The sequence below is a fragment of the Vibrio sp. 2433-A1 genome (assembly GCF_056726085.1).
Genome location: NZ_JBRESC010000005.1, coordinates 33,530 through 50,134, shown reverse-complemented (window position 1 = coordinate 50,134; position 16,605 = coordinate 33,530). Strand labels below are relative to the sequence as shown.

Sequence of the window (16,605 nt, the reverse complement as noted above, 5' to 3'; positions counted from 1 at the left end):
CAAGAATAAATGCAACGTCAGATAGCTTTCTTTATGGATAGAGGAAATCAATATGAACATTAACAACACGATGAAATTGGTGTTTTTTGTAATAGGCCTCGGTATCACCATTAGTGTCGTTACGGTGCTACAACTGAATGGCCTACTACAGCAAGTGGATAACATGGCGAAAGTCCGTTATCAATCTTACCAAGCGGCTGATGAATTGCGCCAAAGCTCGGATGATTTGACGCGTTTAGGTAGAACTTATGTTCTGACAGGTGATGAAACTTACGAAAAGATGTATATGGACATCTTAGCGATTCGAAACGGCGATAAGCCTCGTCCTCAAGAATACCACACCATTTACTGGGACTTAGTCTTGAGTTATGGGCAAAAACCCAAGCCAGATGGTCAGCGCATTTCTCTGCAAGCGATGATGGAAGAGCTTGGTTTCTCGGATCAAGAGTTTCGTCTATTGAAAGAAGCGCAGAGCAATTCCGATGCTTTGGTGAATATGGAAGTCAAGGCGATGAATGCCGTCAAAGGTCTCTACCCGGATAGCTCAGGTAATTACACTCAGCGCGGTGAACCAGATTTAACCATGGCCGCTCAACTTCTTCATAGTAAGCAGTATCATCAAGAAAAAGCGAAGATCATGGCTCCAATTGATCAGTTTTTTAAGGCTTTGGAATCTCGAACCTCCTCTCAATTCAATAATGCTGCACAAGACGTAAGAACGACGGTGTTAATCGGCAATATTTCGCTAGTTGCTGTGTTTGTCATTGCCATTATCGGATATGCCATTGTGAACCGTAAAGTCGTGAAGCCGATTGATGACATGGCGAAAGTACTCAAACAAGTGGATGTCGATTCTAATTTGACCTTGCGAGTGGATGATGTAAGCCAGAATGAGCTGGGTGTGATCGGGACGACGATTAACAAAGTACTGGTCAGCTACGCCACTACGATCACCAAAATCAACCAAGTAAATTCAACGATTTCTAAGATCTCTGAAGCGATAGAGGGGATTACTCAACGTAATATTTCTATGGCCAATCAGCAAAACCAAGAGATGGAAATGGCCGCGACTGCAATGGAAGAGATGACAGCTGCACTGTCTAATGTTGCTCAAAGCACAAATATGGCGGAAGAGTATGCTGGTAGTGCAGAAAAAGAAGCTTCGACGAGCAAGCAAGTATTTGACAAAACGACAGATGAGTTCGGTCAGCTTGAAGATGAGTTTTTAAATACCGCTGAAATCATTCAACAATTGGCCGAAGAATCAAATAATGTGGGTAATGTGCTTGATGTTATTAAAGCCATTGCTGAACAAACTAACTTGCTTGCCCTGAATGCTGCGATTGAGGCTGCTCGAGCTGGTGAGCAAGGGCGTGGATTTGCTGTTGTTGCAGACGAAGTACGTTCATTGGCGCAAAGAACGCAAGATTCGACGGGTGAGATTGAAGGGATAATCCAAACACTGCAAGAGAAAGCGAAACAGTCGACGGTGACCATTCAAAGCAGTTCAGAAAAAATGCAGTCAACACGAGAGAACATGGGGGGCGCAAATGATGCGCTTGGCACGATTCAGGGCTCCGCGATAGAGATTCATAAATTGAATACCTCAATTGCAGCGGCGACCGAAGAGCAGTTGATGGTTAGTGGCGAAATATCCGGTAATCTATCTAACATTAAAAACCTCTCGTCTGATATGAATGACGCAATTAATCAGTTAGAACCGATCGTACTAGATCTTAAGCAGAATGTTGATGATCTCAATGGTGCAATACACCATATTCAAACCTAGTGGTCGCTGGATGACTCGATATGCTGTGGTGAATAAGGACAATATAAGCTGCCATTGATTTCAAAGTTATTGGTAGCTTAGCTGTGGCATCAACGCCAATACCACTCAACGCTTTCTGTTTAGAGCATAAACTTTTTCTGCTTGGACAAAACTAAAATCAGAAGGACTAGTCAGACTAGCTTATCGAACTGATTGAATTGAACAAGCGAAAGAATGGCGAGCGAAATTGCTGAAGTCTTATAAACTGAATTTTTGATACTATTAGTTCTCTGTTATTATATCTCCGTTTAATGTAAGTGACTGGCAGAAGGTTATTATTCCAATGACCATCGGTGTAAGGGGAGCCTGATAATGGAAAATGCAGTTCAGTATTTTCTGAACTTGATGTGGCGATATTCCTACTAATTATTTTTTATTTAATAAATTCAAAAGCTTGAGGTTTATTCGTTTTTTTTGAATGTTTGACAATTCTTCTTTGAAGCATATTCTTTCTGGCCAATAAGTTAGAGAAAGAAATATGCCTCACCTTTATCGCTCATTTGTATCCGCATTAGCAGCCTTTACGCTATTCATGTTTTCTGGGCACACCGTTTTCGCTCAAAACCAAGTAGCATCAGCTAACAAAAACACACTCCAATTTGGCTTTTTGTCAACCGGACACTGCGTACTCGACTGCGGCTCAAATACCAATACGTTTTTTTCAATTAGTAACGACTATTTACGTAACATTGCATCGGCGATGAATGTCGAAATTGAGTTAAAACCATACTCAAGTATTGATGAGCTACTTTCGGCGGTAGAGCATCATGAAGTGTTGGGCGCTGTTGGCTTCAGTCGAACAAAGAAGCGTGAGTCACGTTTTTTGTTCTCTCAGCCATTTTTCAAAAGCCGTGTAGCCGTGTGGTACTCTGATGATCTACTGAGTGAAGAGCCAGCAATTGATCTCAACTGGTCTTGTGTGAAAGATTCATCATACTGTGATCAGCTTGAGCGAGCTGGTGTCAGTAAAATTTACTACGCAGAAGATCTAAATGATGCGACAGATAGCATGCGCAATGGTAAGAGTAATGCGTTGATCTCTAGTTTTGTCGTACTGAGTACCTATCTAGATAACAACAATATTGTTAGTGGCATGGTCGACACACCCGAGTGGGTCGAAGAGGAAAACGTAGGTCTAATCACGTCAAAGAATAACCAATGGCTCATTGATGAATTCAATGAGATTATCGACTTGGAACAGTCGGGTGCGAGTGTACGTACGATTGTTTCAAATAACCGCTATCACACCATTGAACGTCGCTTAGCAAAGTATCTTGCTGTCCAAGGTGATGACAGACCGATTACTTATAGTATGTCAGCAAACTCTTACCCATTCTTTTTTCGCGATGAAGATGGCGCACTCGATGGTTTTTTATTTGATTTTTTTGAGCTTTTAAAGTCACGCAGTGGCTTAGAGTTTGAGTATATTGAACCGACCAATGACGTGAAGGGAAAGCTATCTGGTTTTAGCGCTGACATTGTCCCGGTTGCTTTCACTGAAGTCACAACCATTCCTAATTGGCAATTGACTAACTCTTTTATGTCAGTGAACTATGTGGCGGTAACAAAGTCAGGTGTTCTTGAATCAAAGCAAGGTCAAGAGAAAGTAGGGATTTTAAGCGGTGTTAATGAAAAGGGTCTTGTTCATTTAGTGGGGTGGCGAGATAGCCAAATCTCGCAATATACGGCTCTTTTGTCGATAGTGAACGATCTTAAAGCTCATCGCATCGATGTTGCCTACATTCCACAAGAACTTACACATACGATTTTATTGAGAAACGATACCAATGAACTTGAGGTGGGGCAGCATGATTCACTGAAAGTACATCTAGCTCTTGCGACAAAAAATAACCCTGAGCTGAATGCTCTACTGAACAGCCTTTTCAATAGCATAGATGAGAACGAGTTGAAGAAAGTGATGCGCAGCCATCGCAGCATCAACTTGGTTAATGGTGTTTCGTCAAAAAATCTTTGGCAGATGGGGGTAGGGGCATTATCTATTTTGATATTTTTGGGCTTGTTCGCTTACTTCTTGATTTCTAACCTCAAGCTGAAAGTTGAGCTCGCAGAGTCGAGCGCCAACCAAGAAGAAAAAGAAAAAGAGTGGCTGAAATCGATCATTGTAGAGCTTGATAGCTGGGTATTTATTCACGACAGACATAACAACCTTCTGCTAAGTAACTGTTCTCTTTACCTTAATAAGCAGTGCGAAAGTTGCAAGGTAAAAGAAAATTTCTCAAACCAATACCTAGTTGAGAATGAAGAGGAAATCAAACAAGTTCTCGGTGGACAATCTATTATGGATTGTCATGAAGTTAACGGCTGTCAAAACAACCTACATTATGTGTCACGTCGACGTAAAGCCATTCGTTCAGTCACGGCAAACACAGAATATGTGCTGACTGTGTTAGATGATATCAGTGAACAGAAACAGCGTGAAAGTGAGCTGATTGCTGCGCGTGAAGAGGCTCAGCAAGCTGTGTCGGCTCGCGAGCAATTTTTAGCAACGATGAGTCATGAGTTAAGGACGCCGATCGCGGCTATTCAAGGGTTACTCGAATTGGCTTCTTTACGAGAAAAGAATGGAAAAACTGCAGATTTACTTGCACAAGCTCAAAAGTCAACTCGCCACCTTAATGTGTTAGTTGATGAGGTTCTCGACTTTTCAAAGCTCAATGCTCAGCAGCTCGTACTAAACCCCACTAAGGTAAATTTACTTGAGCTTTTATGTGAATCAATACGTTCATTTGAACAGGCTGCTCATTCAAAAGGTCTTTTATATCAAGTGGATATCAACCGGATTGTGTGCCGTTATGTGCTCATTGATGAAGTTCGTTTGGTGCAAATTCTCAATAATTTACTTTCTAACGCAATCAAGTTTACTTCTTCAGGGTTTGTCAAAATTGAGGTGTCGGGAACGCAATGTGAACTCAAACTGAGTATTTCTGATAGTGGTATTGGTATGTCCACTGAACAGATTGCAAAGGTGCTTAAACCATTTACTCAGGCTGATGCTGGTGTCACAAGGCAGTACGGTGGCTCGGGGTTGGGCTTGAGCATCGTCGACAAGCTGGTGAATTGTATGGAGGGCAATATGTCTGTGGAGAGTATCCCCAACGTTGGCTCTGTCTTCCGTATCACAATTCCTCTCGAGTGTGTTGAGCAAGAAGACCGACAACTTGCCCGTTTTACTTACTCTGACAGCTTACCTATCGCTCTTAAGCAGTGGTGTCGTATTTGGGGAATGTCAGCGGCTCCTGAGCACGAATATGCCAATATTTCAATGGATGAGAATCGTGTTCAGGTAATGGCAAACAGTAACGTGTGCGAGTCTATCTCACTTGAAGAGTGCCGTTACCCAAGTGTTATTCAGAACATACTTCTTCAATCTGATGCTGTTAAGTCACGACCTATTGAGACTAATGCACTGTTCGGGAAAGTATTGGTTGCTGAAGATAATAGTATTAATCAAACCATTATTAGAATGCAGTTGGATGAGATTGGTGTTCAACATCATATTGTTAGCAACGGCAAAGAAGCGATCGACTACCTCAACCTTAATCAAGATGTATCCGTTGTTCTTACCGATTTCCATATGCCAGTGCTGGATGGTTTTGAGTTAACGCGTCTAATAAAAAGCAGTGAAGTTTATGGTCATTTGCCTGTCATCGGTATAACTGCGGAAGATGCCAGAGTCGCTAAGGAACTCGGTAAAGAATCAGGGCAAGATGCGGTGCTGTGTAAGCCATACAGTATCGATATTCTGCGTCTATACCTTAGGGAATATCTGAATGAGGTTTCGTCAATGCCAACTTGGTTAACATCTTACCCAGAGCAAGAACGTCCTGAGTTTGCGGATATTTTTATTCAAACGATGGAACAAGATCTAGCAGCGCTTAAGAGCTCAGATAACTTGGGAGCGAAGCGTAAAGCGTTGCACCGAATCAAAGGCGCGTTAGGGGCAGTCGGCATGTCGACGTTAGCACAACAGTGTAAGCAAGTAGAAAAAGCGTGCGATGAAGAGCTGGCTCATACGGCAGAGGACTTCATGCAAAAACTCATTGTAGAAATTGAAGCCACTAAAATGTGGAGGATGTCTGGTGAAGTTTAATAAACATATCGTATTGCTTGATGATCATCTTATGCAATTAAAACTGCTTCAGCGAAGTTTAGAGTCACTAGGTGCAGAAACGGTGTCTTGTTATGACAACGTCGATCAAGCTTTAGCCCATATAAAATCAAACTCGGTCGATCTCATTGTCTGTGATTTAAGTATGCCCAACAAAGATGGCATTGACATGCTATTGATGTTGAATGAACAGGGATTCAAAGGTGACGTTGCGATTATTAGTGCAATGGATTTACCAATTATTGCAACAGTTAAATCGATGTGTGAAGGATTTACCTTTACCCTTGTCGCAGAGATTTCGAAACCGTTTCAACTCGACGCATTACAAGAGTTAGTCAGCCATAAACGCAACCCTCGCGATCATTCTCCTTGCTCAAGCTATCAAGTGAGTGAAGAAAGCTTTCTGGTTGGCTTAGCAAATGGAGATATATGCAATTTCTACCAGCCTCAAGTTGAAGTTGAGACACGTAAGATCGTTGGGGTAGAAGCGCTTGCTCGATGGCGTCATCCGACATTGGGTATTCTCACTCCTGATGTGTTCTTACCAATCGTAGAGCGTCGCAATTTATCGTGCGAGTTGTTTGATATTGTTGCCAGTAATGCAATTCGAGATATGCAAGCCGAGTTGTTGCCAAAGAACGTTTCTCTCAACGTGGATCAGTTTAGTTTAGAGCATGCCTGCTTTGCTGACACTCTGATTGAAACATGTAACCAGCATAACATTGATCCAACAAGGCTGACCATTGAGATAACAGAAGAGTACTCTTACCGAAAGAGTATGTCGTTGTTCAAAAACTTGGCAAAACTAAGAATAAACAATATCAATGTTTCAATCGATGACTTCGGGACAGGGCACTCGACATTAGAAAATTTATATTCTTTACCCTTTAATGAAATAAAGATTGATCGCTCATTTGTATTTAACTGTGAACACGATTCTAAGAAACAACAAATTATTAAGTTCATATGCAGTCTAGCGAATGAATTTGATATTAAAGTGGTTGCTGAAGGTGTTGAAACCTTTGATTGCTGGCAACTATTAAAAGAAATGAATGTTGATATTTGCCAAGGTTACTATATCAGTAAACCTGTACCTGTAGGTGAAATAAAAAATATCATGAGAATTAATGATGAATAAATTTAATTGTTTAGTTTTTGACGATCACCCGTTAGTAGGCGTAGCAATTAAGGCGACGTTAAATTTTATGGATTGTATTCATTCAATCACGGTCGTTTACTCGTTGAGAGAAGCCCTAGATGCGGTCAAAAATAAAGATGTAAATTTCGTTATTTTAGATATTAACCTGGCTGACGGAGATGGATATGACTTTTATCGTAGAATAAAGTCACACGGTTATCAGGGGAAGGTATTATTTTATTCATCAGAAGAGAGTTCACTATTTAGTGAAATGGCATTTAAAGCAGGAGCGGATGGTTACGTTTGTAAATCTGAGCATCAAGAAATTCTCCGAGATGCTGTGGAAGGTATTGCAAACGGGTATAACTTCTTTAAATTCAAAGGTTGCAAACAAATAACCGGAGAAGAAGTTGTTCTTTCTAATCGTGAAACTACCGTTATGAGTTATCTATTAAAAGGTAAGAGCAATAAAGAGATTGCGCAAATATTGAAAATCAGTGATAAGACAGTGAGTACTTACAAAAAACGTCTATTTGATAAATATGGCGTAAATAATATCATTGATCTCACAAAAGTGGCAAATATATGAATGCCACGAAGCCTAGTGTAATAAGTAATATGGTTATCATAATCATAAGTTCTGTATATCAGAAACAGCAATGTATCGAGTAAAACAGCTGTTAGGTGGGAATTAAGCGTAACAAACCACAATGATCAACTTGGTAACCTACGCCATGATTACAACGATGAACAAGCTGACAGGGCATGGTATGTCCACACATCACATTTCCTTTAATAATAAGCCGCTTATTGTTCAGATATGTCTCATTCTCTGAATTCAGCAACAAAGCTCAACTGTAATGTGAATATTCCTACATGGATGTAGGATATCGCCTTATTGTTTCTTAATAGAGTCTTTGTTACTTTGTTATCAATAATAATTATTAATAATCATTTATATTATCTATGCATATATGAAATTAGCGAAATTAATATGCAAGAAATATATTTAGCTGTTCACCTAAAACAGGGGATGAATTTATCATGGTATATGAATTAATTAAAGAAAGACTTATATTTATAGCAATTTCACCAGTTGTGGTATTAATTGGTTGTTCAGACGGTGCGTCTAATGTTACATCAAGAGACGTAACAGTGCCTGTGATAGAAGATGTTACTGATGTTACTGATGTTACTGGCGTAACTCTCCCAGTGGTAACAGATTTGGCTGTCACGGATTCGTCTATATATATATTAAAAGGCCAATCTCATCAGTTGGTAGCGATAGGGGTACACGATGATGATTCTGAGAGTGATGTGAGCAATTCGGTTACATGGGAAATAGTTGGCGACCCAACTGTCGCAAGAATGTCAAATTTGGGTTTAGTGACCGGTGTGGCTTTGGGCAAAACCGAAGTTATTGCCAAAAAAGATGGAATTACCAGTAACACAGTAAAAGTTGAAGTATGTAACTTAGCAGGCCCATGTATTGATATCGTTGATGCAGGGAATGGGACGTTGTTTACTAACTCTCCATCAGTAGCTTACTTGGATAGCATTGGTGGTAGTGCCACTGATGGCACAAGTAATTCAACTGGTAGTTATGGTCCAGTCGGTGCATTTTACAAGTTCACTTGGGATAATGCGCGAGCACTATGTGAGAAGTACAATACGCTAAGTCTCGGAGGGCGAGTGAATTGGCAACTGCCAACAAAATACGAGTTAAAGGACTTACACGGGCAATTTGGTAACATGTTTGATGCACGTGGATGGTTGGTCGGAAATTTCTACTGGTCTGCATCACCTGATGGTGCTGGCTATCATACTGTTGGACTAACGAATGGTTATATCTACATCTACTTAGCAAGTGATAACGGGCCCAGACTTACCTCTTGTGTATCAAACCCTTAGGGTTTATTCCGTGTAGCTATTTTGTTAAGTAATTCCGATATCACTGAGTCAGTTTGACCGCTATTTTTATATGTGGTGTAGGTAACTTTAATTGATATGAAATACATATTTTTCTGAACTTTCCCCATCGACTTTTTAAAAAATGTTCTAACTTCTCAAAATGGTCTTTTTAAAAGACTTAGAGCTAAACGATAAAATTAATATGAACAAATTTAAACTGCAAGTGACAGTTGCGTTAAGTGCGCTAATTGTTTTAATTATAATTTCTTTGGTTACTGTGAACTTTCTAGCGTTTAAAAATGAAAGTGTTTCTTTAACTAAAAATATAATTAATGAAAATAATAACTCCATTCAAATGTTACTATCTGAAAAATTGGAAAATTATTTAGGTAGTCTAGGTGGTCTAAAACAATCATTCTCAAGTTTTTTTGATGGAGAGCCAACACAAAGTGATTTATTAAAATTATCAACTTTGTATGAGATGCATAAGCCTAGTGTTGATGGTGTTTATTTAATAAGGCGAAATGGTGATGTTTTTAATAAAACTGGTGAGAAAATAAATTTCAACCCTCAAACTTCTAGACGGGATTATTATATTGCGACTTTCGAAGGAACAGCATCATATTTTGTTTCGGAACCATATAGGTCTGCAGATAGTGGGAAAGAAGTTATAGCTATTGCCTATAAACTTGATAAAGACACGCTAGTTCTTTTAACTGTGAAAACATCAACAGTCTTTGATGCATTCACTGGACGGAAGGACATGTTTGTCTTCTCAAAGCAGGGGGTAATTATGTTCAGTCCTTACCCAGAATTACTTGGTAAGAATATCTACAATGTTCGTCCCGATTATAAGAAATTTGACAAGATAAATACCGAGCTGACATATAACGCTAAAGTTGGAGATATAAATACTACGTTTACTGCGTATTGGGGGGAACTTGAAATTAATGGTTGGAAAGCGGTCAATTTTTTAACACACAACGCTATTCAGAAAAGCGCGAATAATCAGTTGATTAATTCACTTTTGATAGGGGGGGCTTGTTTGGTTTTATCAGTACTAATTATGCTGACTTTTCTAAATAGACTTGTTTTGCGGCCCGTAGGTGGTTCGCCAAAAGAGATCGCTCTTTTAATGGAGTCAATGGCATCAGGTGACCTATCACAGCAGTTTGATGTTACAGGGAAAGAAACAGGAATTTATCTATCTTTAACCAAGTTATCCAAGCAGTTTTCTGAATTGATCAAAAGCTCTCACGGTATTTCAGAAAGAGTATCTTCTGGAACGGAACAATTAAATGCAGTGATGAGTGACACAAAATCCAATGCTCAACAAGAGTTGTGCCAAGTTGAGCAGATCGCAACCGCAATTAATGAGCTTTCTTCGACCTCTCAGGAGGTCAGCCAACAAGCGGCTTCTGCTGAAGATAAGGCTAGAGCGGCTAAAGACAATGTGGAAAGTGGGCAGGTAACGTTAGAGAGAAATATAAATTTAACGAGTTCAATTAACGCATCGGTGAATGAGAGTGCAGTCATAGTCGCGGAACTTAGACAATTTGCTCTTGAGATAGGGTCTGTTACAGAGGTTATAAACTCCATTTCAGAACAAACCAATCTGTTGGCACTGAATGCTGCTATTGAAGCCGCAAGGGCAGGTGAGCATGGTCGGGGATTTGCAGTTGTAGCAGACGAAGTGCGAAGCCTCGCGTCTAAAACTCAGCAATCCACCGTGAGTATTCAAGACATTATCGAAAAACTTCAGAAGCAGTCAGAAAAGGCCCAGAGAAATATGGAACAGAATGTTGAACTAATTGAGGAGTCAGTTGAGCTTTCTCATAATGTGCAAGAGTCATTTGAAGATATAACAAGGTCGGTGGAATCTATCTCGGAAATTAATACTTTGGTTGCAACGGCTGCTCAAGAACAATTTTGTGTGACGGAAGATATCTCTCAAAACACAACTCAGGCGTTTGATTTAGTACAGCAAAATGTCATTGGTATTGATGAAACCCTTCAAGCATCTGCTGATCTGTTACAAATGGCAGAAAAACAAAAATGCGAGTTAAGCTTCTTTAAACTGTAGAGAGTCATATGCGCATAAGGCTGCCCGATGTTATTCGTGCTATTTGAGTAATTCGGGCAGCTCGTTATATAGTAACTAAATCATATGTTATTGATTCTGGCTGGAAGACTAAGGGCCAGTGTCATGTATAAAGCTAATCTAGATTATTGTTGCTGGACGACCAGTTCGGTAAACCCAGTACTTTGGTCAAACTCTCGCTCAAAGCTCACATTGTGATAGCTATGAATGATGAGTTCAGCAGTGGTATCGACTAAGCAGCCTTCCATTAAGTGTCCACCAACCACTTCACCACTCTCTTTTGCGACGGAAAGGTGAATGTGTTGGTGATCTGGGGTTAGCGTTCCCATGATCGAAACAATCTCAAGCGGTTCATTCAACTGCAAAGTTTGAGTCGCGCCCGCCAATCGAATACTGAACTGAGTAAAGCAGCCCACGCATGATGCAATACTGCCAGCCTGAATCTGGTGCTTCTCAACTAGGTGTTGAATCGCTAATTTAAGATCGTCACCTTTAACAAGGCGTACGGCGATAGGTGTGATCAAAATAGGCCTCTAAATATCAGTTAACAGAGTAGCGCTTGCCAGCTTTCGGCGTTTGGTCAAACTCTTGCTGCTCAGTTGTGGAATTAGAATCCAAATGCACCCATTTAAGCGCGCCATTAGTCTCAAAATAATTGGCTTCTTTACACACCATGTAATGCGCACCAACTTGAAGAATTGCGCCATCTGAATAAGCCTGATCTTGATAGTAACAGACTCGCTTGGCAAGCTCAGAAGCGTTGATACCAATCACTGGTTTTGCTGGCGTGGTGATAATGTTCGCCATCGTCGGTAAGCTAAGAAGAGCCAAAGTAACTAGAATGAATCGCGTCATGGTCATACTCCTAATTCACACCATATTTGCGTTCATAACGGGGCAGCATGCTTTCGTTGCCGAGTATTCCACCTTGGTGAACGTAGATGATGGTCTTATCTGAATGTTGTTTATACCATGATTGTAGGCATTGCCACATCATTGGGTCATAGAGCAGGTCAAATTCAACATTAGTTTGTTCGAGTAGTTGCTGCCAAATTCGGTAGTCTTGTTGATAGAGCTTACCGAAGTGGTGTTTTGCATTTAGCTCCAGAATGGTCGGAAAGTCATACTCGTTCAACTCCTGAAATTGCTCAATAAGATATTCTTTTCCGCCCACACACGGACAAGTGAGCACTTCTATACCATGAGGTTTGAGGTACTTGTGCAGGTAAAGCGCGGTTGTCCCAGTACCTGAAGGCAATGCGACGACAAACTGATGGCTGGGCTCAAAGCGGCTCCAAGAAAGGAGCTCGCTCGCAAGTTGGTTGATACCGTGTTTAGACAGAGTTGTTCGTCCACCTTCTGGAACAACGAGGCAACGCTGATCTGGCTTACGTATTTGCTCAATATAATCGGCTGGGTGTAGCTGTGAGTCAGCGACTGGAATTACCTTTGCGCCTAGCTCTAATGCGCCGCGGTAATTACCAATAGGGTTGTCCATCAACCAGTTGGGGATGCGATCAACATAGAACTCCAGTTGCCATCCTTTGATAGCGGCCAGTGCTGACAATGAGTAAAGGCTGTTTGCTTGCGCACTACCAAAGCAGATCAGCGTATCAAATGCTGAGGCTTCTTGATCCAACAGCGCCATAAACTTGCGCGCTTTATTGCCACTAAAGTGGCTGTGTAGCTGGTCATCACGTTTAAGAAAAAACGCAATGTCATCAAATTGGTGTTGAGTTACTGGCGTGTTGGCAAGGTTCATGGGTTCGAAATATTGGAAAACGGCCGCTTATCTTACTTAATTATCAGCCGTTAGTATCAAACTGGATCAAACTTTATTGTCGCTTTGCATCCCCTAGAATGATGATTTTGAATATCAAATTGTCATTGGTAGCGTTGATTGTAGGCGTGTTAGTAGGGATGGTTAGTAACTACCTGTTTAGCGCATTCTGGGTGTTCCAATAAGCATATAAGTGACGATGGAATAAAAAAAGCCCAGGGCAAGTATGCTCTGGGCGGATACAAAAAAACATAGGAGTTAATAAGAAAAAGCAGCGTAAATTAGTAGCCTCAGTAAGAAAACAAGTTTGACGGCCTGTAAACTTATGGGTTGTCCAAACCCTGAATACTCTGCTAACTACACTTAGTAAGACTCGGCCTTTTTCAATCAGTTCCCTTCAATTTAAAAAAAAATTAAATTTTTCTTCATCTCAACAAGTTACACGCTCTGGTCGGACCAATTCGCAAAAGTGTGATGTTAATAACTTGTTGCCTTGGTGTTTCGAATGTATATTTTCAAACAGTTGTTTAATACGAGTGATTGAAATGCCAGTGAGAAATTCTACCAAAGAGAAAATCCTTGATGTTGCTGAGGCTCTATTTGCAGAACATGGCTTCAAAGATACCTCTCTGCGTACAATTACTAGCAAAGCGGGCGTTAACCTCGCGTCGGTTAACTACCATTTTGGTGATAAGAAGACCTTAGTAAGAGCGGTACTCAATCGATACTTAGAGGCATTTATGCCAGCGGTGCAAGATGCACTGATAAATCTGAACTTAAATGATCACTACGAGATGGCGGATGTGTTTGAGTCATTGAGAGGACCGCTGCGTAATCTTAATGACGTTAGACCAGATGGAACCAGCCGTTTTATGTTATTGATTGGGCGCGGCTATACCGATGTGCAAGGTCATTTGCGTTGGTTCATAACTACGCGTTACTCAGAAACGTTAACGTTGTTTACCCAATCGGTAATGAAAGCCAACCCGAAATTGACTCAAGAAGAGTTGTTCTGGCGTTTGCATTTCACTTTAGGGACATGCGTTTTCACAATGGCTTCAAGTCAAGCACTGTTGGAAATCGCTGAAAACGACTATGGAAAAGCGATGGATGCTAAGTCTGTCGTAGACCAACTAATTCCATTTTTAGCAGCCGGAGTTGCTGCTGAATAACGAAAATCTGTACCTATATAAAACAATAATATTGGACCACCAAACTAGTGAACAAAAGGATCTGATTATGGGCTCTCTACGAAGAAAAAGGGTAAGCGACCCAGCTTTCAAAATGTTTAAGAAAGTATTACCACCGCTATCAAGCACTGAAAAAGAAGCAATGGAAGCGGGAAGCGTTTGGTGGGATGGAGAGCTGTTCTCAGGTCGTCCAGATTTTACTAAACTGCACCAATACCCTAAACCAACGCTTACAGCAGAAGAGCAATCGTTTATGGATAACGAGCTGCAAACCCTGCTTGAAATGTTGGATGACCATAAGATCATAAAAGAAGATCGCGACTTGCCGGAAGAAGTTTGGCAGTACCTACGCAAAGAGCGTTTCTTCTCTTTAATCATTTCAAAAGAATATGGCGGTCGCCAGTTCTCATCACTGGCGAACTCGACCATCGTAACCAAAATCGCAACTCGCAGTATCAGTGCTGCGGTTTCAGTGATGGTGCCTAACTCGCTTGGCCCAGGTGAGCTTCTGTCTCACTATGGTACTCAAGAGCAAAAAGACTACTGGTTGCCACGTCTAGCTGACGGTACTGATATCCCATGTTTTGCATTGACTGGCCCTGAAGCGGGTTCGGATGCGGGTGGTATTCCTGATGATGGTATCGTCTGTTATGGTGAGCACGAAGGCAAAGAAGTGCTGGGTATTCGCCTGAACTGGAATAAACGTTACATTACTTTAGCACCTGTTGCGACGGTACTTGGTTTGGCATTTAAGATGTACGATCCAGACGGTTTAATGGGTGACAAGAAAGAGCTTGGTATTACCTGTGCTTTGATTCCGGCGGACCACAAAGGAGTCGAGATTGGCGAGCGTCACGATCCACTTGGCCTAGCGTTCATGAATGGCCCAACGCGCGGTAAAAATGTGTTCATCCCGATGGAATGGCTCATCGGTGGTCAAGACTATGCCGGTAAAGGCTGGCGTATGCTGGTGGAATGTTTATCGGCTGGACGTGGTATTTCGCTGCCAGCACTCGGCACGGCTATGGGGCATCTGACTGCTCGTACAACGGGTGCTTACGCTTACGTTCGTAAGCAGTTTGGTATGTCGATTGGTAAGTTTGAAGGTGTTGCTGAATCACTGGGCCGTATTGGCGGTTTAACTTACTTATTGGAAGCGACACGAACGCTAACCACGACTTCATTGGATCTAAAAGAAAAGCCGGGCATCGTTACCGCAATTGCTAAGTACCACATGACGGAAATGGCGCGTACGATTCTTAATGATTCGATGGATATTCATTCTGGTCGTGCAATTCAAGATGGCCCAATGAACTACCTTGCAGCCCCTTATCTTGGTATCCCAGTAGCAATCACGGTAGAAGGGGCAAACATTTTAACCCGCAACCTGATGATCTTTGGTCAAGGTGCGACGCGTTGTCACCCATACGTACTGAAAGAGATGGAAGCGGCAGCGAACCCAGATGAAAAGCAAGGCGCTAAAGAGTTCGATGACCTGCTGTTCAAACATATCAAACATGCGATGGGTAACACTTTTGGCGCGTTTGGTGCGGCGCTAACAGGTTCTCGCTTTATTAAAGCAGACATGAGCGGTCCAACGCAGGGTTACTACAAAGACATGACTCGCTTGAGCCGTGCGCTTGCGGTGAGTGCTGATATCGCGATGGCGACGTTGGGCGGCGATCTAAAACGTAAAGAGATGATCTCTGCGCGTTTAGGTGATGCCCTAGCGTACTTGTACATGGCGTCAGCGGCGCTGAAGAAATACGAAGATGAAGGTCGTCAACAGCAAGACCTTGATTACGTGCACTACGCCGTTCAGCACTGTCTACACAACGGTGCAAAATCACTGCAAGAAGCATTCAATAATTATCCTCAAAAGGCGGTGGGTCGCTTACTTAAAGTGATCATCTTCCCATTGGGTAACCATTTTGCTAAGCCAAGTGATGATCTTACTGTGAAGTTGGCGGAAAGTTTGATGACTCCGGGCGCACATCGCGACAAGTTGACGAATCTATGCTTTGTTGGTGAAGACGAGAACGACAGTGTTGGCTTGATGGAAAATGCATTCTTAGCGATGTACGACATTAAGAGCCTAGAACGTAAACTGATACGTGCTGCGAAAGAGGGTAAAGTCGCCCGTAAAGGTCTATTAATGGATAGACTTGCGCAAGCGCTAGAAGCTGACGTACTGACGCAGGAAGAGGTAGATAAGATTGTAGCGGCTGACAAGTTACGCTACAAAGCCATCCAAGTTGACCACTTTAGCCATGATATGAGCGAAGTTCGTACTCACGAAACCTCAAAAAAGTCTGAAGCGAAATTGGACAGTGTAGCTTAAAGTGGGCGGATTACGTTTCCGATGAACAATAATTAGACACTTTATAGGAAAGGCACTCAAATGAGTGCCTTTTTGTTATTTGAGGGCCGAGTATTGGTTTAAAGTGCTCCAACCACTTGCATTTTAGCGACATTTTTACAGAAATTAGATGCGATCTCATGATGAAACTTTTATTCTAGCGGGGTTA

11 protein-coding genes and 1 pseudogene are annotated in these 16,605 nt (G+C 41.6%); 9 read left to right on the top strand and 3 right to left on the bottom strand.

Translation table 11 applies throughout. The features are described from left to right. Nucleotides 1–52 precede the first annotated feature (52 nt). The 7 genes and pseudogenes from ACU01J_RS06670 to ACU01J_RS06640 all read left to right on the top strand — a co-directional run bounded on the left by ACU01J_RS06670 (nucleotide 53) and on the right by ACU01J_RS06640 (nucleotide 11,089). The gene (locus tag ACU01J_RS06670) at nucleotides 53–1,789 is read left to right on the top strand and encodes a methyl-accepting chemotaxis protein (RefSeq protein WP_481084965.1); all 1,737 of its coding nucleotides are present in this window, start codon (nucleotides 53–55) and stop codon (nucleotides 1,787–1,789) included. 517 nt (nucleotides 1,790–2,306) lie between these two features. Next, on the top strand, nucleotides 2,307–5,939 hold the full coding sequence (locus ACU01J_RS06665) for an ATP-binding protein (RefSeq protein ID WP_481084964.1): 3,633 nt from the start codon (nucleotides 2,307–2,309) through the stop codon (nucleotides 5,937–5,939). Further along, on the top strand, nucleotides 5,929–7,095 hold the full coding sequence (locus ACU01J_RS06660; RefSeq protein WP_481084963.1) for an EAL domain-containing response regulator: 1,167 nt from the start codon (nucleotides 5,929–5,931) through the stop codon (nucleotides 7,093–7,095). Before ACU01J_RS06665 ends, ACU01J_RS06660 begins: the two co-directional genes overlap by 11 nt. Next, nucleotides 7,088–7,684: a response regulator gene (locus ACU01J_RS06655; protein WP_481085135.1), complete on the top strand. Its 597-nt coding sequence runs from the start codon at nucleotides 7,088–7,090 to the stop codon at nucleotides 7,682–7,684. Before ACU01J_RS06660 ends, ACU01J_RS06655 begins: the two co-directional genes overlap by 8 nt. A gap of 28 nt (nucleotides 7,685–7,712) precedes the next feature. Continuing rightward, nucleotides 7,713–7,931, top strand: a pseudogene (locus tag ACU01J_RS06650) (hypothetical protein); the annotation flags it as partial. A gap of 319 nt (nucleotides 7,932–8,250) precedes the next feature. Beyond that, nucleotides 8,251–9,006 (top strand): Ig-like domain-containing protein, encoded by a 756-nt coding sequence (locus ACU01J_RS06645; RefSeq protein WP_481084962.1) that lies wholly within the window; start codon nucleotides 8,251–8,253, stop codon nucleotides 9,004–9,006. A gap of 202 nt (nucleotides 9,007–9,208) precedes the next feature. After that, on the top strand, nucleotides 9,209–11,089 hold the full coding sequence (locus ACU01J_RS06640; protein WP_481084961.1) for a methyl-accepting chemotaxis protein: 1,881 nt from the start codon (nucleotides 9,209–9,211) through the stop codon (nucleotides 11,087–11,089). Between the two features lie 143 nt (nucleotides 11,090–11,232). Here the strand turns inward: ACU01J_RS06640 and ACU01J_RS06635 are convergent, their stop codons facing one another. From ACU01J_RS06635 to ACU01J_RS06625, 3 genes are read right to left on the bottom strand one after another with little or no spacing between them, the layout of a single operon-like run. After that, on the bottom strand, nucleotides 11,233–11,631 hold the full coding sequence (locus ACU01J_RS06635; RefSeq protein ID WP_481084960.1) for a PPC domain-containing DNA-binding protein: 399 nt from the start codon (nucleotides 11,629–11,631) through the stop codon (nucleotides 11,233–11,235). Between the two features lie 16 nt (nucleotides 11,632–11,647). Beyond that, complete coding sequence (locus tag ACU01J_RS06630; protein ID WP_481084959.1) at nucleotides 11,648–11,962, bottom strand: DUF1496 domain-containing protein; 315 nt, start codon at nucleotides 11,960–11,962, stop codon at nucleotides 11,648–11,650. Between the two features lie 10 nt (nucleotides 11,963–11,972). Further along, nucleotides 11,973–12,869, bottom strand: a complete 897-nt coding sequence (locus tag ACU01J_RS06625; protein ID WP_481084958.1) for a 1-aminocyclopropane-1-carboxylate deaminase/D-cysteine desulfhydrase — start codon at nucleotides 12,867–12,869, stop codon at nucleotides 11,973–11,975. Nucleotides 12,870–13,432: 563 nt separating this feature from the next. On the opposite strand from ACU01J_RS06625, the gene psrA reads away from it, so the two are divergent. After that, nucleotides 13,433–14,059, top strand: coding sequence for a TetR family transcriptional repressor PsrA (gene psrA / locus ACU01J_RS06620; RefSeq protein ID WP_481084957.1), 627 nt, complete (start codon nucleotides 13,433–13,435; stop codon nucleotides 14,057–14,059). 67 nt (nucleotides 14,060–14,126) lie between these two features. Next, nucleotides 14,127–16,418: an acyl-CoA dehydrogenase gene (locus ACU01J_RS06615; RefSeq protein ID WP_481084956.1), complete on the top strand. Its 2,292-nt coding sequence runs from the start codon at nucleotides 14,127–14,129 to the stop codon at nucleotides 16,416–16,418. Nucleotides 16,419–16,605: the final 187 nt, after the last annotated feature.

Coding starts and splice junctions, on each gene's coding strand:
- ACU01J_RS06640 (WP_481084961.1), top strand. CDS start 9,209: ATGAACAAATTTAAACTGCAAGTGACAGTTGCGTTAAGTGCGCTAATT.
- ACU01J_RS06615 (WP_481084956.1), top strand. CDS start 14,127: ATGGGCTCTCTACGAAGAAAAAGGGTAAGCGACCCAGCTTTCAAAATG.
- psrA (WP_481084957.1), top strand. CDS start 13,433: ATGCCAGTGAGAAATTCTACCAAAGAGAAAATCCTTGATGTTGCTGAG.
- ACU01J_RS06665 (WP_481084964.1), top strand. CDS start 2,307: ATGCCTCACCTTTATCGCTCATTTGTATCCGCATTAGCAGCCTTTACG.
- ACU01J_RS06630 (WP_481084959.1), bottom strand. CDS start 11,962: ATGACGCGATTCATTCTAGTTACTTTGGCTCTTCTTAGCTTACCGACG.
- ACU01J_RS06670 (WP_481084965.1), top strand. CDS start 53: ATGAACATTAACAACACGATGAAATTGGTGTTTTTTGTAATAGGCCTC.
- ACU01J_RS06655 (WP_481085135.1), top strand. CDS start 7,088: ATGAATAAATTTAATTGTTTAGTTTTTGACGATCACCCGTTAGTAGGC.
- ACU01J_RS06625 (WP_481084958.1), bottom strand. CDS start 12,869: ATGAACCTTGCCAACACGCCAGTAACTCAACACCAATTTGATGACATT.